At 37.5% G+C, this 14,747-nt stretch carries 16 protein-coding genes and 1 riboswitch; of the genes, 10 read left to right on the forward strand and 6 right to left on the reverse strand.

Annotated features, from left to right (window positions below; genetic code table 11):
* Window positions 1–107: 107 nt before the first annotated feature.
* A riboswitch (cobalamin riboswitch) is annotated at window positions 108–250 on the forward strand.
* A gap of 207 nt (window positions 251–457) precedes the next feature.
* From H4J50_RS02140 to H4J50_RS02155, 4 genes are read left to right on the forward strand one after another with little or no spacing between them, the layout of a single operon-like run.
* Window positions 458–1,300 (forward strand): ABC transporter ATP-binding protein, encoded by an 843-nt coding sequence (locus H4J50_RS02140; RefSeq protein ID WP_182254161.1) that lies wholly within the window; start codon window positions 458–460, stop codon window positions 1,298–1,300.
* Between the two features lie 2 nt (window positions 1,301–1,302).
* On the forward strand, window positions 1,303–2,304 hold the full coding sequence (locus H4J50_RS02145) for an iron ABC transporter permease (RefSeq protein ID WP_310733247.1): 1,002 nt from the start codon (window positions 1,303–1,305) through the stop codon (window positions 2,302–2,304).
* 5 nt (window positions 2,305–2,309) lie between these two features.
* Entirely contained in the window at window positions 2,310–2,915 is a 606-nt protein-coding gene (gene cobO / locus H4J50_RS02150; protein ID WP_182254163.1) for a cob(I)yrinic acid a,c-diamide adenosyltransferase, read from the forward strand.
* Window positions 2,916–2,948: 33 nt separating this feature from the next.
* Complete coding sequence (locus tag H4J50_RS02155; RefSeq protein ID WP_182254165.1) at window positions 2,949–3,857, forward strand: cobalamin-binding protein; 909 nt, start codon at window positions 2,949–2,951, stop codon at window positions 3,855–3,857.
* 194 nt (window positions 3,858–4,051) lie between these two features.
* Here the strand turns inward: H4J50_RS02155 and H4J50_RS19815 are convergent, their stop codons facing one another.
* Complete coding sequence (locus tag H4J50_RS19815; RefSeq protein ID WP_182254167.1) at window positions 4,052–5,215, reverse strand: methyl-accepting chemotaxis protein; 1,164 nt, start codon at window positions 5,213–5,215, stop codon at window positions 4,052–4,054.
* Window positions 5,216–5,418: 203 nt separating this feature from the next.
* Between H4J50_RS19815 and H4J50_RS02165 the strand changes: the two genes are divergently transcribed.
* The 3 genes from H4J50_RS02165 to H4J50_RS02175 all read left to right on the forward strand — a co-directional run bounded on the left by H4J50_RS02165 (window position 5,419) and on the right by H4J50_RS02175 (window position 7,375).
* On the forward strand, window positions 5,419–5,586 hold the full coding sequence (locus H4J50_RS02165) for a DUF2897 family protein (RefSeq protein WP_108456712.1): 168 nt from the start codon (window positions 5,419–5,421) through the stop codon (window positions 5,584–5,586).
* A 394-nt stretch (window positions 5,587–5,980) separates the two neighbouring features.
* On the forward strand, window positions 5,981–6,583 hold the full coding sequence (gene can / locus H4J50_RS02170; protein WP_108456713.1) for a carbonate dehydratase: 603 nt from the start codon (window positions 5,981–5,983) through the stop codon (window positions 6,581–6,583).
* Between the two features lie 150 nt (window positions 6,584–6,733).
* Window positions 6,734–7,375, forward strand: a complete 642-nt coding sequence (locus H4J50_RS02175) for a sulfotransferase (RefSeq protein WP_182254169.1) — start codon at window positions 6,734–6,736, stop codon at window positions 7,373–7,375.
* Window positions 7,376–7,410: 35 nt separating this feature from the next.
* Here the strand turns inward: H4J50_RS02175 and arsJ are convergent, their stop codons facing one another.
* The 3 genes from arsJ to H4J50_RS02190 all read right to left on the reverse strand — a co-directional run bounded on the left by arsJ (window position 7,411) and on the right by H4J50_RS02190 (window position 10,124).
* Window positions 7,411–8,631, reverse strand: coding sequence for an organoarsenical effux MFS transporter ArsJ (arsJ, locus tag H4J50_RS02180; protein WP_182254171.1), 1,221 nt, complete (start codon window positions 8,629–8,631; stop codon window positions 7,411–7,413).
* Between the two features lie 55 nt (window positions 8,632–8,686).
* Complete coding sequence (locus tag H4J50_RS02185; protein WP_108456716.1) at window positions 8,687–9,694, reverse strand: ArsJ-associated glyceraldehyde-3-phosphate dehydrogenase; 1,008 nt, start codon at window positions 9,692–9,694, stop codon at window positions 8,687–8,689.
* Window positions 9,695–9,773: 79 nt separating this feature from the next.
* Window positions 9,774–10,124: a metalloregulator ArsR/SmtB family transcription factor gene (locus tag H4J50_RS02190; protein ID WP_108456717.1), complete on the reverse strand. Its 351-nt coding sequence runs from the start codon at window positions 10,122–10,124 to the stop codon at window positions 9,774–9,776.
* Between the two features lie 270 nt (window positions 10,125–10,394).
* On the opposite strand from H4J50_RS02190, the gene H4J50_RS02195 reads away from it, so the two are divergent.
* The 3 genes from H4J50_RS02195 to bfr (H4J50_RS02205) all read left to right on the forward strand — a co-directional run bounded on the left by H4J50_RS02195 (window position 10,395) and on the right by bfr (H4J50_RS02205) (window position 11,708).
* Window positions 10,395–10,589 carry a bacterioferritin-associated ferredoxin gene (locus H4J50_RS02195; RefSeq protein ID WP_081154530.1) on the forward strand — a complete coding sequence of 65 codons (195 nt, stop codon included), beginning with the start codon at window positions 10,395–10,397 and terminating at the stop codon, window positions 10,587–10,589.
* 150 nt (window positions 10,590–10,739) lie between these two features.
* Window positions 10,740–11,204, forward strand: a complete 465-nt coding sequence (gene bfr / locus H4J50_RS02200) for a bacterioferritin (protein ID WP_182254173.1) — start codon at window positions 10,740–10,742, stop codon at window positions 11,202–11,204.
* Window positions 11,205–11,240: 36 nt separating this feature from the next.
* A complete protein-coding gene (gene bfr / locus H4J50_RS02205) occupies window positions 11,241–11,708 on the forward strand; it encodes a bacterioferritin (RefSeq protein ID WP_108456719.1) in 468 nt (155 codons plus the stop codon).
* Between the two features lie 77 nt (window positions 11,709–11,785).
* On the opposite strand, the gene secF is transcribed toward bfr (H4J50_RS02205), so the two are convergent.
* Together secF and secD are read right to left on the reverse strand one after the other, a co-directional pair.
* The gene (gene secF, locus H4J50_RS02210) at window positions 11,786–12,733 is read right to left on the reverse strand and encodes a protein translocase subunit SecF (RefSeq protein WP_182254175.1); all 948 of its coding nucleotides are present in this window, start codon (window positions 12,731–12,733) and stop codon (window positions 11,786–11,788) included.
* Window positions 12,734–12,745: 12 nt separating this feature from the next.
* Complete coding sequence (gene secD, locus H4J50_RS02215) at window positions 12,746–14,593, reverse strand: protein translocase subunit SecD (protein WP_108456721.1); 1,848 nt, start codon at window positions 14,591–14,593, stop codon at window positions 12,746–12,748.
* Window positions 14,594–14,747 lie beyond the last annotated feature (154 nt).

Consider the following 14,747-nt stretch of genomic DNA (forward strand, 5'->3'; position numbering starts at 1 on the left):
AAGGAGCTTCGGCTCCTTTTTTATGCTTGCTAATAACAGACTCTACCGTCAGTACAAGGTTTTCATTGTAAAGCAGTGTAGTTAACCGTAAAATTGACACTTATAAACGATATTTTTAGCCTCATCTTTTATCCTGATTTTGGCTAATTCATAGGGAACACGGTTAAAGCCGTGACTGTACCCGCAACTGTAAATAACTTCATTTTAATAGTTATAAGTCAGGACACCTAATATCAACATTTTTATATAAAACTTATAACACCGTGCGGGAATACACGTGAGTTACACTGTCTACAAGACACTTGTTTCCTATTGCCTCACCTTAATTACGTTATTCAATATATTAGCTTTTGAATTCATCAGCTTGTTATCACTTTTAGGCAATAATGAAAATATACTGCTTTTACCTTGTTAAAAACAATATCCACCTAGTTATCCATAAACTGGGCTGCCTTTAATGCCAACTTTACTCAGTGTCGAATCTGTATCTTGGTCTGTTGATAAACACATAATTCTCAATAACATTTCGTTTGACGTTAATCGCGGCGATATTATCGGTATTATCGGTCCTAATGGCGCGGGGAAAACCACGCTATTAAAGTGCTTACTCAATCATTATAAAAATTGGCACGGCAGCATTAAACTTAAAAATAAAGCACTAAGCCAATATAAACCTAATGAGTTAGCGCAAACATTTGCTCTAGTCGTACAAAACGCTCCCCCTATATTTGATTTAAAAGTTTACGATGTGGTAAGAATGGGTTTACTACCATATAAAACCTTATTTGCTCGCGACAACGATGCAGATAAAGAAAACATTATGCTCGCATTAGAAAAGGTAGGTTTGGCATGCAGCCAAGCTAAATTTTTCAACACCTTATCCGGCGGTGAACAACAACGGGTATTAATTGCTAAAGCTCTAGTCCAAAAAGCAAAAATATTAGTACTTGATGAGCCCACTAATCACTTAGATATTTTCTATCAGCACCAAATATTACAATTGGTTAAAGCATTAAATATTACCGTTATTATGACTATTCATGACCTCAATCTTGCCGCTCATTATTGCAATAGATTACTTTTGTTAGATAAGGGCAACCTAGTCAGCGATAATACTGTCGACCAAGTGTTAAAACCTGAATTACTTACCAAAGTTTTTGGACTACCTTGTTATCGAGACGATGCTCAACATTATGATGTGCCTAGGGTTTACTTTTATCCCGCAACCGATATTGCAACAGATAAACAACCGACTCTTAAGCCAAGCATTTTACATAACAATGAAGGCGAATTATCTTGAGTATTATTCGTGCGCTTAAAGGCAAAAACACTTGGATTTTTTCTGCGCTAATAGTTTTTACTATTTTAACCGTTATTGTATCGATTACTTACGGTCCAGCGACTATTACTCGGGCTGATATATTTCAATGTGTGATGTATGAATGTGCCTCACCTATGCACGACATGGTCATTTGGCAAATACGTATTCCCCGAGTTTTAGTAGGATTAGTTGCCGGAATGGGTTTAGCTTGCGCTGGTGCAATTTTGCAAAATGTGACACGTAATCCGCTTGCCGACCCTTACTTATTTGGCATTATTTCTGGCGCAGGTTTAGGGGCTACCATAGCGACATTCACCTTAGGTGATCAACAATCGCTAGCGCTACCGTTAGCCGCTTTTCTTGGCGCGTTATTTTCCGTGGTGATCGTTTTTGGTATAGCGACTTTACTACGCAATATGAATCACTTATTACTCACAGGTGTAGCGGTTTCCTTTATGCTGGGTTCTATCAGTCATTTTATTCTTTACCTTGGCGACCCCTTTGCTACCAATCGTGTTATTTTTTGGTTAATGGGCAGTTTGGCACGTGTTGAAATGTTTCACTTTTATTTAATTGGCGCCATGGTATTACTCACTTTATTGACCATTTTTGCCTTACACCGACAAATAGATGCCCTACTACTTGGCGATGAAAGCGCTGCAAGTCTTGGTGTTAACATTGATAAACTACGTTTAATATTATTAGCTTTATGTGCCGCAGTTACCGCTACCATTGTTGCTTATTGTGGTGGTATCGGTTTTGTGGGCTTAATGATCCCACACATTGTTAGGCAATTAGTTGGCGTCACCACTATGCCGCTTATTATTGGTTCTGCCTTAGTCGGTGGTTGCTTTTTAGTATGGGTTGATGTTGCAGCACGCAGTGCGTTTAGTAATGTTGAAATTCCCATTGGTATTATTACCTCCGCCATCGGCAGTATTTTCTTTTTAGCGATTATGTATCGCACGCGTAAAACAGGATAACTTACATGACTACAGAAACAGATAAAACTCAAAAACACCAAGCTCGCATGCAACGTATTAAAGAAAAAGTTGATGCTCGTATTGATTCAGCTCAAGAAGAACGTGGCTTATTAATTGTTATTACCGGCAATGGTAAAGGCAAGTCAACCTCTGGATTTGGCACATTAGCACGTGCTGTTGGTCATGGTTATAAGGCCGCAGCATTACAGTTTATTAAAGGAGACTGGGCTTGTGGTGAACGTAATTTATTAGAAAATAATGGTGTCGAATTTCATGTAATGGCGACAGGCTTTACTTGGGACACCCAAGATAAATCTAAAGATATTGCTGCGGCAGTAAAAGTTTGGCACGAAGCAAAACGATTATTACAAGATGACAGTGTCGATGTCGTTTTACTTGATGAACTTACCTACATGTTATCCTACAAGTATTTAGATTTAGAAGAAGTTATTGAAGCTATTGTTAATCGTCCCGCTATGCAACATGTCATCATTACCGGACGTGCATGTCATCGAAGTATTATTGAGCTTGCAGATACGGTTAGTGAAGTTCAACCGCTTAAGCATGCTTTTGATAATGGCATAAAAGCACAAAAAGGTATTGACTGGTAGTTTAACTGGTTAAAGCATTACAATGGAATTTTTATGAAATTAACGCAGTTTTTCTGTTTAGCAATTATCGCTATATTGACTACGACAAGTGCACAAGCAAATAATGTCGATGATAAACTTATATCGGTTATTGAAACACCTAAACCCAAAATAATAGCGCTCTCTCCGCACATTGTTGAAATGCTATTTGATATTGGTGCAGGTGAACAAATTATAGCAAGCACTGAATATGCAAATTACCCATTGGCTGCGAAAAAAATCCCTAGAATTGGCAGTTCAATGCGTATTCAATTGGAGCGAGTGATTGAATTACAACCTGATTTAATCATTGCATGGAAAAGTGGTAACCCCAGTGACGATTTAGCTCGTATAAAGCAACTGGGCTTCAATGTGGTTTATTCGCAACCCGATAGCTTTAATGACGTTGCTAAAGAACTGCGCTTATTTGGCAAACTCACTGGGCATAGCAAACAAGCTGAACAAGTTGCGACTAAATTTTTAGCTGATTTAGCCGACATCAAAAAAAAATATGGTAATGAAAAGCCCTTAACCGGATTTTATGAGGTGTGGTCAAGACCATTAACCACGATTGCGAAAGGTAGTTGGCCACAACAATTTTTAGATATTTGCAGCATCAACAATCCGTTTGAAACAGCAGAAACTGGCTATCCACAAGTAAATATTGAAAAAGTATTACAAGCCAATATCGATGTTATTATTCAGCCGCTTTCAAAAAAACAAACTGGTGTAGATGGATATAACTGGCAACAATGGCCAATACTACCGGCAGTAAAGCACCAACAAATTATCATATTAGATGCCGACATTGCGCATCGTATGACCACGCGGAGTTTACACGCCCTAACCGACTTATGTCAGCAAGCAGATAAAAGTAGAACCTATTACCAACAAAATACCGATAATAAAGCCAGCAAAAACTAGGCTGGTTATTTGGCCCCCAATAAGCCAAGAGTGGGCTAAAAATAAGCCTAAAATGAAATATCTTGTTAAATATGAATAAAAAAGAGGTAACATATTTGTCCAATATGTTACCTCTTTTTTATTCACTCTATATGGCTTTGGGTTTACTTTAGGTAGCTCAACTTAATTCAATTCAACTCAACTCAAGCACTAGATTAAACACAAACTCGATTTAATGTTGTATCGACCTCGTCTGCGGTATGTTGTTGCATTTCGGCAAGCTCAGTTACGGCGAGTAAATTACTATTAAGCTCTCGGCTTAATTTTACCACCATCGACATGTTCTCATTTATTGAGGCCGTCGCTTGTTGTTGTTCGGTTGTTCCTTGCGCAATTTGAGATGTTAAGGTGTCAACTTCAAAGAATACTTGTCCTATTTTACTTAATGCATCGGCCACTTCTGCTGAGTGTATTAAACTATCGCGCGATAGCCCTTGACCACGGTCAATAGCATTAACGGCATTGGTTGATTTTTCTTGCAAGCCTTCAACCATGGCGTGAATTTCAACAGTAGATTCTTGTGTTCTATGCGCTAACGCACGCACTTCGTCGGCAACAACGGCAAATCCTCTTCCCTGCTCGCCGGCTCTAGCCGCTTCAATCGCTGCATTTAATGCCAGTAAATTCGTTTGATCCGCAATGCCTCGAATAACCTCTAATACCGAACCAATGCGAGAGCATTCTTCTTGTAACAAAGCTAAATCAGACGCCATTATTGTTACTTCTTTGTCAAAATCTTCAATGGTATTTTTGCTGGTAGTTGAAGCATGCGTACCTTGCTTTAAAATGGCTAACACTTGACTCGTTGTTTCGCTTACCTGAGTCGCACTGTCTGAGAGTGTTGTCGACGTTGAGGCCACTTGGTCTATAGATCTCGCCATTTGTTCAATTTGATTTACTGACTCATCCACAGCCCCCACTGAGCCATGCATTTGTGCAGTCAACGATGCAGAGCCTTGTTTCAATGCGTCTGATTCAGCTCTAATTTCGTTAATAACATCAGCTAAGTTAGCAATAAACTTTGTTAACTTATTGGTAACATTAGCTAAATCATCCTCATTGTCATCTTTAATATGTATACTTGGTGCTTCATCAATGCTTGCCACTTGATCAATATAATGTTGTAAATTCACAAGTCTTTGCGTGAGTTTTTTTTGCGAATATATATAGCCCACAATGATTTGTGTAACGACCATGACCATTAAAAACGCGATAGTTGCATTGTGGCTAAGTTCACCGGTTAGATAAAACGCGATAATACTTATAATTCCAATGAACAAAATAGGCATGAGTAATTTAATACTGAGAAAATTTGACATCTTGATTTCCGAATATTGTGTAGTAGTAACTTAGTGAACTTAATTTTTATAGGTACTGAAGTTAAATGTTCTTGTTCACCTGTTCGAGCTTACAAATAAATTACATGCTATTGTACTATTTAGCTATTGGTTTTTTATTTGAACATAAATAAGCAATCGCATGAAACTTAAAATGAGAGAAACTTTCCTTTGGGGATAAAGCCATGAGTATTACCACTATATTTATTATTGTTATCGCTGTTGGTTCAGTAATAGCCGGACTATTACTAATAAAACAATCTGCGCGTAAGTTTGAATTATCAAAAGAACAACAGCACAAAGTAGACATTCGTAAAGATGAGCAGCTACAAAAAGATGAAGAGCAAAAGTAGTTGTAAACTCACCTTGAGGTACAGTAATTAATTTCTCTAGCTGGCCTGTATTAAATGAAAGTTAAATTTTAAAATCGGGCCGTGTAGCGCTAACACTGTATTTTTTAAATACCCTATCATCAAACGTTTTGACCACTCCTGTGCGTTACACTCATCTATATCTCCATCTTTATTTACACATTGATTTCCAGTTAAGCAGGTAGACTTTTCCAATTCCATGAAATTTTTTCTTTGATAGCGAGTTATCGCAAGTGCAAAATAAATACTTTAGGTACGCAAACGCACTATATTTTCAAAGCTTACACCGGTATTTACAAAGCTTAGACCAGTTTTTTCTTTACTTGTGAGCCTAACAACTTAAAATCACCTTATATTTTCTTCAGTTGATTCCATCATGAGCTCAATACAACACCTATTTGACAATAATCAGCAATGGTCAGATAACATTAAAAAAGATAACCCTGAATTTTTCAAAAATTTATCAGAACAACAAAATCCTGATTACTTATGGATAGGTTGTTCTGATTCAAGAGTTCCAGCCAATGAATTACTGGGCATGTTACCGGGCGAAGTATTTGTGCACCGTAATATTGCCAATCAAGTTATTCATACCGATTTAAACTGTTTGTCAGTTATTCAGTTTGCTGTTGATGTGTTAAAAATAAATCATATTATTGTTTGTGGCCATTATGGTTGCGGTGGTGTCATGGCTTCATTAGAAGATAAAAGCTATGGCCTTATTGATAATTGGTTACATCACATTAAAGATGTTTACCGTTTCCATAAAGAGCGCCTAGATGCTGTTAAAGACAAAGAAGAGCAATTAACACTACTTTGTGAATTAAACGTAATTGAACAAGTGGCTAATGTATGTAACACCACAATCCTAAAAAATGCATGGGCAATTAATCAAGACGTTACTGTACATGGCTTTGTATATAATCTAAAAGACGGTATTTTAAAAGACTTAAACGTCTCGGTTGATGGTAACAAGTAAGTATCGCCCTATCGTGTTATAGCGTCATAGGGCTTTGACTTTAGTTGATGAAAAACTTTCAATGAAAAGTGAGTCATTTAACATGCCATTAGTTAAAATAACCTTAACTTTTAAAACAACACCCTATTAATTCACTAGTAAGCCAATAACATGCAAAAAATATTTATTATTGGCTTACCTAGAACCGGCACAACAAGTGTTTGTGTTGCTATGCTCGAGCTTGGCTTTTATGTTGCTCATACGGCTTATACCGATCGTAGTTTTACCGAAGCTCAAGTTATTGCTGATACGCCGATTTTTTGTGACTATCAAGCATTAGACATTGCCTACCCAAATGCAAAATTTATCTATTTAGCTAGAACTTTAGATAAATGGCTGCCCTCAATTAAGCAATTGCTTGCTCGTATGCATATTAACCTTATTCGTGAAGATGGCGGTTTTAATCCCATTATTAAACGCTGCTATAAATCAACATTTTCACCTTACAACGCAGATAACATCAGTAATGATGAATTTTTAGCACAGTGCTATCAACAACATAAAGCGCAAGCAGAATCATACTTTGAAGGCAGATATACTGATTTTTTATCAATCGATATTAGTCAGCATACCAGCTACGCTCAACTGTTAAAATTTTTAGCATTAGATGAAAAAAAGCCGACTGATACGGGCTTTAAAAAGTTGAATGTTGGCGGTAAGGTTACCGCCTGGAAAGATATAAAAAGCGATTTAAAAGTCGACTCGACAAATAAAGGTAGGGTAACAAAACTGGCTTATTTATTACCAAAGTAACTGGCTAACCTTATGTTTATTTAGCGTTGAATTATTTAGTTACACGGATTTTCAACGCGGATCAGTGCTGCAAAGAGAACCGCTAATGCAATAAATATCGCAGATATCGTTAAACAGGCTCCTAGCCCGTAAAGTTGAAAGATCCAACCTGACAACACAGTACCAAGTAACCTGCCACAGGCATTAGCCATGTAATAAAAGCCAACATCAAGTGAAACACCGTCTTTGTCTGCCATCTCAACAATTAAATAACTATGCAATGAGGAGTTAATAGCAAATAACACCGCGAATGCCATTAAGCCCCCAATAACAATGATTTTTGCTGATAAATCTGTTTGTAATGCTACTGCCATCACAAATGGAATAATCATTAAAATAGCGCCCCATTTGGCTGCATCCTTTGGTGTTTGAATGTTACCCGCTTTCTTTTTTGTTAACCAAGGTGCAATGGCCTGCATAAAACCATAAAGCACTATCCAAGCGGCAATAAAACCACCTACCCAGCTATGTGACCAACCAAACTCTGCAGCTAAAAAAACGGGCAAAGCAATAACGAACCAAACGTCACGAGCGGCGAATAAAAATAACCTCGCAGCTGATAGTAAATTAATAGCACGACTTTTAGAGAATATATCTTTAAATTTTGGTTTATGCTTTGCTTTACCAAGATCAGCTTTTAAAGCAAATATACTGAAAAGCCAAACCATACAAAGTAGTACGGTCATAATCGTAATTGCGCCAGTAAAACCAAAGTAGCTTAATAACACGCCGCCAATAAAAAAACCGATTCCTTTTAAGGTGTTTTTAGACCCTGTTAATAATGCCACCCATTGATATAATTTTGTGTTTTGCTCCCCTGGCACTAATAATTTAATCGCACTCTTAGCACTCATTTTGTTTAGGTCTTTAGCAATACCTGATAACGCTTGCGCGGCCATAACATAAAATATCGTTAATAGCTCAGTTGGCACAGTGAGCATTGCTAAAGCAACTATTTGCAGCCCTAAACCAATGTTCATGGTTTTGTTTAACCCGATTCGTGCGCCAAGCCATCCACCGACCAAATTTGTGACAATGCCAAAAACTTCATAAAACAAAAATAAAAAGGCAATATTAAGCGGGCTATAACCTAGCTGATGAAAATACAACACAACCAACATACGCAGGGCGCCATCGGTTAACGTGAATGCCCAATAATTTCCAGTTATAATAAAATACTGTTTCAGTTGTTCTGATACGCCGCTTAATGCCTTCATTTATCAATTATTCCTGATCTTCAAATCGATCCTTTATTTGCTAAGAAAATTCACGTTACCGATCAGAACGGCCAACCATTCGAGCAATCTCTGCGGTGCGGTTTGCGTAGCCCCATTCATTGTCATACCAGACATAAAGTTTCACTTGTGTACCATTAATGACCATAGTCGAAGGCGCATCGATAATACACGAGCGAGGATCAGTTTTATAATCAACTGACACCAAGGGTCTTTGTTCGAAACCCAAAATGTTTTTTAACTCTCCATTCGCTGCAGTCTGCAAAAAATCATTCACTTCTGCTTCTGTTGTGGCACGTTCAAGCTCAAAAACACAATCAGTCAGTGACGCATTAGCTAAAGGTACGCGTACGGCATGACCATTTAATTTCCCTTTTAGTTCAGGGAAAATGTGCGTAATAGCGGTTGCAGAACCTGTGGTTGTTGGGATCAAGCTAATACCACAAGCACGTGCTCGGCGTAAGTCTTTGTGGGGTGCGTCTAAAATAGTTTGGGTATTGGTAATATCATGAATGGTGGTCATCGACCCATGCTTAATACCTATATTTTCATGAATAACTTTTACTACAGGGGCAAGGCAATTAGTAGTACATGAAGCAGCTGTTACTATTTGATGATTATTGGCATCATATTGGTCATCATTTACTCCCATCACAATATTTAAAATGCCCTCTTCTTTAACTGGTGCAGTAACAACGACACGTTTTACGCCTTGCTCAAGATAAGCTTGCAGCAAAGCTTTAGTTTTCATAACACCTGAGGCTTCGATAACAACATCACAGTCTGACCAATCGGTATCGCTTATATTTTTATTTTGACTACAAGCAATAACATGATCATTAATTACGATAGATTGATCAACACCATGAGCTTGATGCTGCCAAATGCCATGAACCGAGTCAAAGTTAAGTAAATGAGCTAAAGTTTCTGCATTGCCTGCAGGATCGTTAATTTTAATAATTTCAACATCATCCCACTCATACGCCACGCGCATCGATAAACGTCCCATTCGGCCAAAGCCATTAATACCTATTTTAATTGTCATGATAAATTTCCTGTCATAATTACGATGTGTAAAAATTAAAACTGTTATTGCATCTGTCGATATAAGCCAAAATCAAAAGTTATTCACAACAATTAGCCATGCGTGTTGGCCTGTCACCCATAAGATGTAATGTTGCTAAATTTTGACTTATAAATTCTATATTTTCATTTAACGTTAAGGTAATAACTTCTTGAGCCCAATCGACTAGCTCCGGATTAATAGCATAAAATATCCATTGCTTTTGTTTACGGGTTAATAATAAACCAGAGCTTTTTAGTACGGCTAAATGTCTCGATATTTTAGGCTGGCTTGTTTCACCAAGTGCTGTCATTAATTCACAAACACACAACTCATCTTCCTTAGCAATTAACAAAATACTTTTAAGTCGTATGTCGTCAGCTAAATTTTTATAAAACTCAGTAGGGTTCATTTGTTCTGTCTGGTCTTAATTTGCATTGGCCATTATTTTAGCTCAATCAATAGCATAATAAAATAGTTATATAATATTTTTATTATATAACTATTTTATTATGCTTGTAGGATAAGATGATTGTTAGTGATCAAAATTTAACCTTAAAAAAATTGTTAAATAAATTATATATTTATCAATGATCGAGTAAAAAGATCAAATTAGTTGTTGAAAGGAATCCAAATAAGAACTATTATCAATCGCGTTATCAATCTTGAGCGAAATTTTATTATGTTTGTTTGTATTTGCAAGGGCATTACAGATCATCAAATTAAACAATTAGTCACTGAATCCGGTGTCGGATCTATTCGTGAGCTAAAACAACACTTACCGTTAGGTTCACAATGTGGCACTTGCGTTAAAGTGGCGCAAAACATCATTGATAATACCATCATGGATGAAAGCTTATTTAAAGAAGTTGGCTAACAACCCTGCTAAAAACCTGACTGCAATTGATAACGATTAACATTATCAAACCACTGTTTTTTAAAGCTTTTTACAATATAACCTTTGCATTTTCTGTAATTCTTTCTATACTAATAGCCAATATTTAATCCATTTAAATTTGAGGCTCTCATGAAAGGCAATGCAACTGTCCTGGCAATACTAAACAAAGTGCTTACCAGCGAACTTACATCAATTAATCAATACTTTCTTCACGCCCGCATGTATAAAAACTGGGGTATCAATGCCTTAAACAGTAAATGCTATAAAAAATCGATCCTCGATATGAAGCAAGCTGACAAAGTTATTGAGCGTATTTTATTTCTCGAAGGCTTACCTAATTTACAACAATTAGCTCCACTAGCTATCGGTGAACACACTCAAGAAATGATCAAATGTGATAGTGGCTTCCAAATAGCACAAATTGCCATCGTAAGAAACGCCATCACGGTTTGTGAACAAGAACATGATTACGTGAGCCGTGAAATGTTAGATGGCATATTAAATGATGAAGAAGAACACCTCGATTGGCTGGAAACCCAACAATACCAAATAGACGCTATGGGTATTGAAAAATTCATACAAGCACAGCTGTAATTAAACGTCTGACAATTAATTAGAAGGAAAGTTAAAATGAAAGGTAATACGCAAATAATTTCAGCGTTAAATGGCCTGCTTGCATACGAACTTGCAGCAATGGATCAATACTTTATACATTCTCGTATGTATGAAGATTGGGGCATCACTAAACTATTCGAACGCATTGATCATGAGTTTGACGATGAAAAGCTTCATGCATCTATGCTAATTCAACGTATTCTATTTTTGGAAGGTATGCCTGATATGCAAACTCGTGCAGGCTTGAATATAGGTAAAACCGTACCTGAAATGCTACAAAGTGATTTAGACGTTGAATATGACGTAGCTAAGGCACTAAGAACTGCCATCGCTCTATGTGAACAAGAAAAAGATTACGTAACACGTGAGATACTTGAAAAGTTACTTGATGATACCGAAGTGGATCACGCCTTCTGGCTAGAGCAGCAACTAGGCCTAATTAAAACTATCGGTTTAGAAAATTATATTCAGTCTCAACTATAGTAGTAGTTTGAATAGCATAAAAAAGGCTCGCATAATGCGAGCCTTTTTTTTGTAGCTTAAAAATCGTTATACGATTGTTAAGGTCTCATTTCTTCTTGATCTGCGCCTTCTTTTTCAATAACTTCAGGGATTAAGTCTTCTTTTGAAATACCTAATGCCAAGGCTACCGAACTAGCAACATAAACAGATGAATAAGTACCGACAAAAACACCTAAAAGTAATGCAGTGGCAAAACCATGAATTAATGCGCCGCCTTTAAAGAATAATGCAGCAAGTACTAATAGCGTAGTAATTGAGGTAATAATAGTTCGTGATAAGGTTTGTGTTAACGATATATTGATCACATCTTCAGGTGAACCTTCACGCACTTTTCTGAAGTTTTCTCGAATCCGGTCTGAGACCACAATAGTATCGTTTAGTGAGTAACCTATAACCGCTAATATTGCCGCAAGTACCGTTAAGTCGAATTCAAGTTGTAACACCGAAAACAAGCCTAAGGTGAGTAATACATCGTGAAAAAGCGCGATAACAGAGCCTAAAGCAAAGCGCCATTCAAATCGAAACGCGACATAAACCAATATACAGATAAGTGCAGTTAGCATAGCTAAGCCACCCTGCTCTGCCAGTTCATCACCAACACTTGCACCAACAAACTCTATACGACGCATGTCAATAGTTTGCCCAGTACCTGCTTGTAAAATATCAAGTACCTGATTACCTAGCATTTCTGCTTTAACATCTTCACGAGTCGCTAGGCGTATAACCACATCACGACTTGAGCCGTACAATTGAACAACAGCGTCATCAAAACCGCTTGAGTCCATAATACCGCGTATTTTGGTTAAATCAGCGGACTGTTCAAAACCAACTTCGATGAGCGTACCACCGGTAAAATCGAGACCGAAATTAAGTTTATTGGTCGCCAATGAGAAAACAGAAGCAGCCATCAGGATAAGACTAAATATCACCGCTACCTTTCGGTAGCGCATAAAGGCAACAGTCTCTTTTAATTGTAAAATTTGCATAATAATGAAGCCTTATATTGACAATTTGTCGAGACGTTTACCACCCCAAACAGCGTTAACAATCGTACGAGTACCAATAACAGCGGTAAACATTGACGTAATAATACCAATCGATAATGTTACAGCGAAACCTTTAATCGGTCCGGTACCCACAGCGAATAAAATCAGTGCAGCAATCAACGTAGTAATGTTGGCATCAATAATCGTTGAGAATGCAGCATCATAACCTTGATGGATTGATTGTTGCACAGACTTACCTTCGCGCATTTCTTCACGAATACGTTCAAATATAAGGACGTTTGCATCAACGGCCATACCAACGGTTAATACAATACCTGCCATACCTGGTAAAGTTAATGTCGCACCTGGGATCATCGACATAACACCAATGATTAAGATTAAGTTCGCGCCTAACGCTAAATTAGCAACAACACCAAAGGCACGGTAATAAATCAGCATAAACAAGAAAACTAAGCCAAAGCCCATCATAATAGCTTGGAAACCTAGTTGAACGTTTTCAGCACCTAATGTTGGGCCAACGGTACGTTCTTCAACAATTTGAATCGGCGCGATTAAGGCACCAGCTCTAAGTAGTAGCGCTAAGTTGTGCGCTTCTGCTTGACTACCAGCACCAGTGATACGGAAGGTTTTACCTAAACGAGCTTGAATAGTTGCAACACTGATCACTTCTTCAACTTTTTCAAAAACTGTGTTGCCTTCAGAGTCAAGACGATCGGTAGGTTTATATTCAATAAATACGGTAGCCATTGGCTTACCAATACTATTTTTGGTGCCGTTCGACATTTTACTACCGCCAGCAGAATCCAAGGTAATATTAACTTGTGGGCGACTGTATTCATCGAAGCTAGAACCAGCATCAACAATGTGATCACCCGTTAACATAACACGCTTTTTAAGAAGAACAGGTTGGCCATTACGCTCTTTAAGAAGCTGAGAGCTTCCTGGAACTCGTCCATTAAGTGCAGCACCTAAATCACCTTCAGTATCAACTAAACGAAATTCAATAGTCGCCGTAGCGTTTAATATTTCTTTAGCTTTCGCGGTATCTTGAACACCAGGTAATTCAATTACAATGTGCTTTTGACCTTGACGTTGAACTAAAGGCTCAGCAACACCAAGTTCGTTAACACGATTACGTATAATCGTTATGTTTTGCTGCAAAGCATATTCACGTGTTTCTTTTAGCTTTTGTTCGGTCATTTTAGCCGATAACGTTAAGCTGTCTTCATCACTAATAAATAATAAACTTTGGTTTTGTTTTTCTAAGAAAGTTTCTGCATTATCTAAATCTTCAAGATTACGAAATTGCACGGCGATAGCGTCATCAACTTTTTTAACTGAACGATAGCGAATTTTTTCGCCACGTAAAGCAGTACGAAAATCATCAACTAAACTTTCTTGGGCCTTGTTAATGGCTTCTTTCATGTTTACTTCCATCAGGAAGCTAACACCACCACTTAAATCTAAACCTAACTTCATTGGCGTACCGCCAAGACTTGCTAACCATTCTGGCGTTGCAGGTGTTAAGTTTAAGGCTACTGAATACTCATCACCAATTGTTTCGTCAAGTAAATCGCGCGCGCGTAATTGTTGCTCCGTGTCGCTAAAACGTGCCAAAATTTGGCCGCCTTCCATCACGATGCTCGCGTAGGAAATTTTACTTTCATCTAATTTTGATTTAACTACGTCCAACGTTGCCGCGTTAGTTTCTATACCGCGCAAGCCAGAAATTTGTACAGCAGGATCTTCACCATAAAGGTTTGGAGACGCATACAAAGCACCAATAGCAACTATAAGTAGCACCATCAATGTTTTCCATAATGGATATTTGTTTAACACAATATCACCCTATTTTCTTTTGAATCACGTCACCACATTAAGAAAAATGTAAGCGTGAAAGTTTATTATAATTTTATAATCGCTATAGCCATAAATATACAAAGGCACTCAATTGAAAACTATCAATGAGCACCCTTAGAAAACTTTAGCAAAA

This window comes from Colwellia sp. 6M3 (assembly GCF_014077595.1).
Classification (GTDB): domain Bacteria; phylum Pseudomonadota; class Gammaproteobacteria; order Enterobacterales; family Alteromonadaceae; genus Cognaticolwellia.

Coding starts and splice junctions, on each gene's coding strand:
- bfr (WP_108456719.1), top strand. CDS start 11,241: ATGAAAGGTAATACGCAAATAATTTCAGCGTTAAATGGCCTGCTTGCA.
- can (WP_108456713.1), top strand. CDS start 5,981: ATGAGCTCAATACAACACCTATTTGACAATAATCAGCAATGGTCAGAT.
- H4J50_RS02195 (WP_081154530.1), top strand. CDS start 10,395: ATGTTTGTTTGTATTTGCAAGGGCATTACAGATCATCAAATTAAACAA.
- H4J50_RS02185 (WP_108456716.1), bottom strand. CDS start 9,694: ATGACAATTAAAATAGGTATTAATGGCTTTGGCCGAATGGGACGTTTA.
- H4J50_RS02165 (WP_108456712.1), top strand. CDS start 5,419: ATGAGTATTACCACTATATTTATTATTGTTATCGCTGTTGGTTCAGTA.
- arsJ (WP_182254171.1), bottom strand. CDS start 8,631: ATGAAGGCATTAAGCGGCGTATCAGAACAACTGAAACAGTATTTTATT.
- cobO (WP_182254163.1), top strand. CDS start 2,310: ATGACTACAGAAACAGATAAAACTCAAAAACACCAAGCTCGCATGCAA.
- H4J50_RS02155 (WP_182254165.1), top strand. CDS start 2,949: ATGAAATTAACGCAGTTTTTCTGTTTAGCAATTATCGCTATATTGACT.
- H4J50_RS02140 (WP_182254161.1), top strand. CDS start 458: ATGCCAACTTTACTCAGTGTCGAATCTGTATCTTGGTCTGTTGATAAA.
- H4J50_RS02175 (WP_182254169.1), top strand. CDS start 6,734: ATGCAAAAAATATTTATTATTGGCTTACCTAGAACCGGCACAACAAGT.
- secF (WP_182254175.1), bottom strand. CDS start 12,733: ATGCAAATTTTACAATTAAAAGAGACTGTTGCCTTTATGCGCTACCGA.
- H4J50_RS19815 (WP_182254167.1), bottom strand. CDS start 5,215: ATGTCAAATTTTCTCAGTATTAAATTACTCATGCCTATTTTGTTCATT.
- H4J50_RS02190 (WP_108456717.1), bottom strand. CDS start 10,124: ATGAACCCTACTGAGTTTTATAAAAATTTAGCTGACGACATACGACTT.
- bfr (WP_182254173.1), top strand. CDS start 10,740: ATGAAAGGCAATGCAACTGTCCTGGCAATACTAAACAAAGTGCTTACC.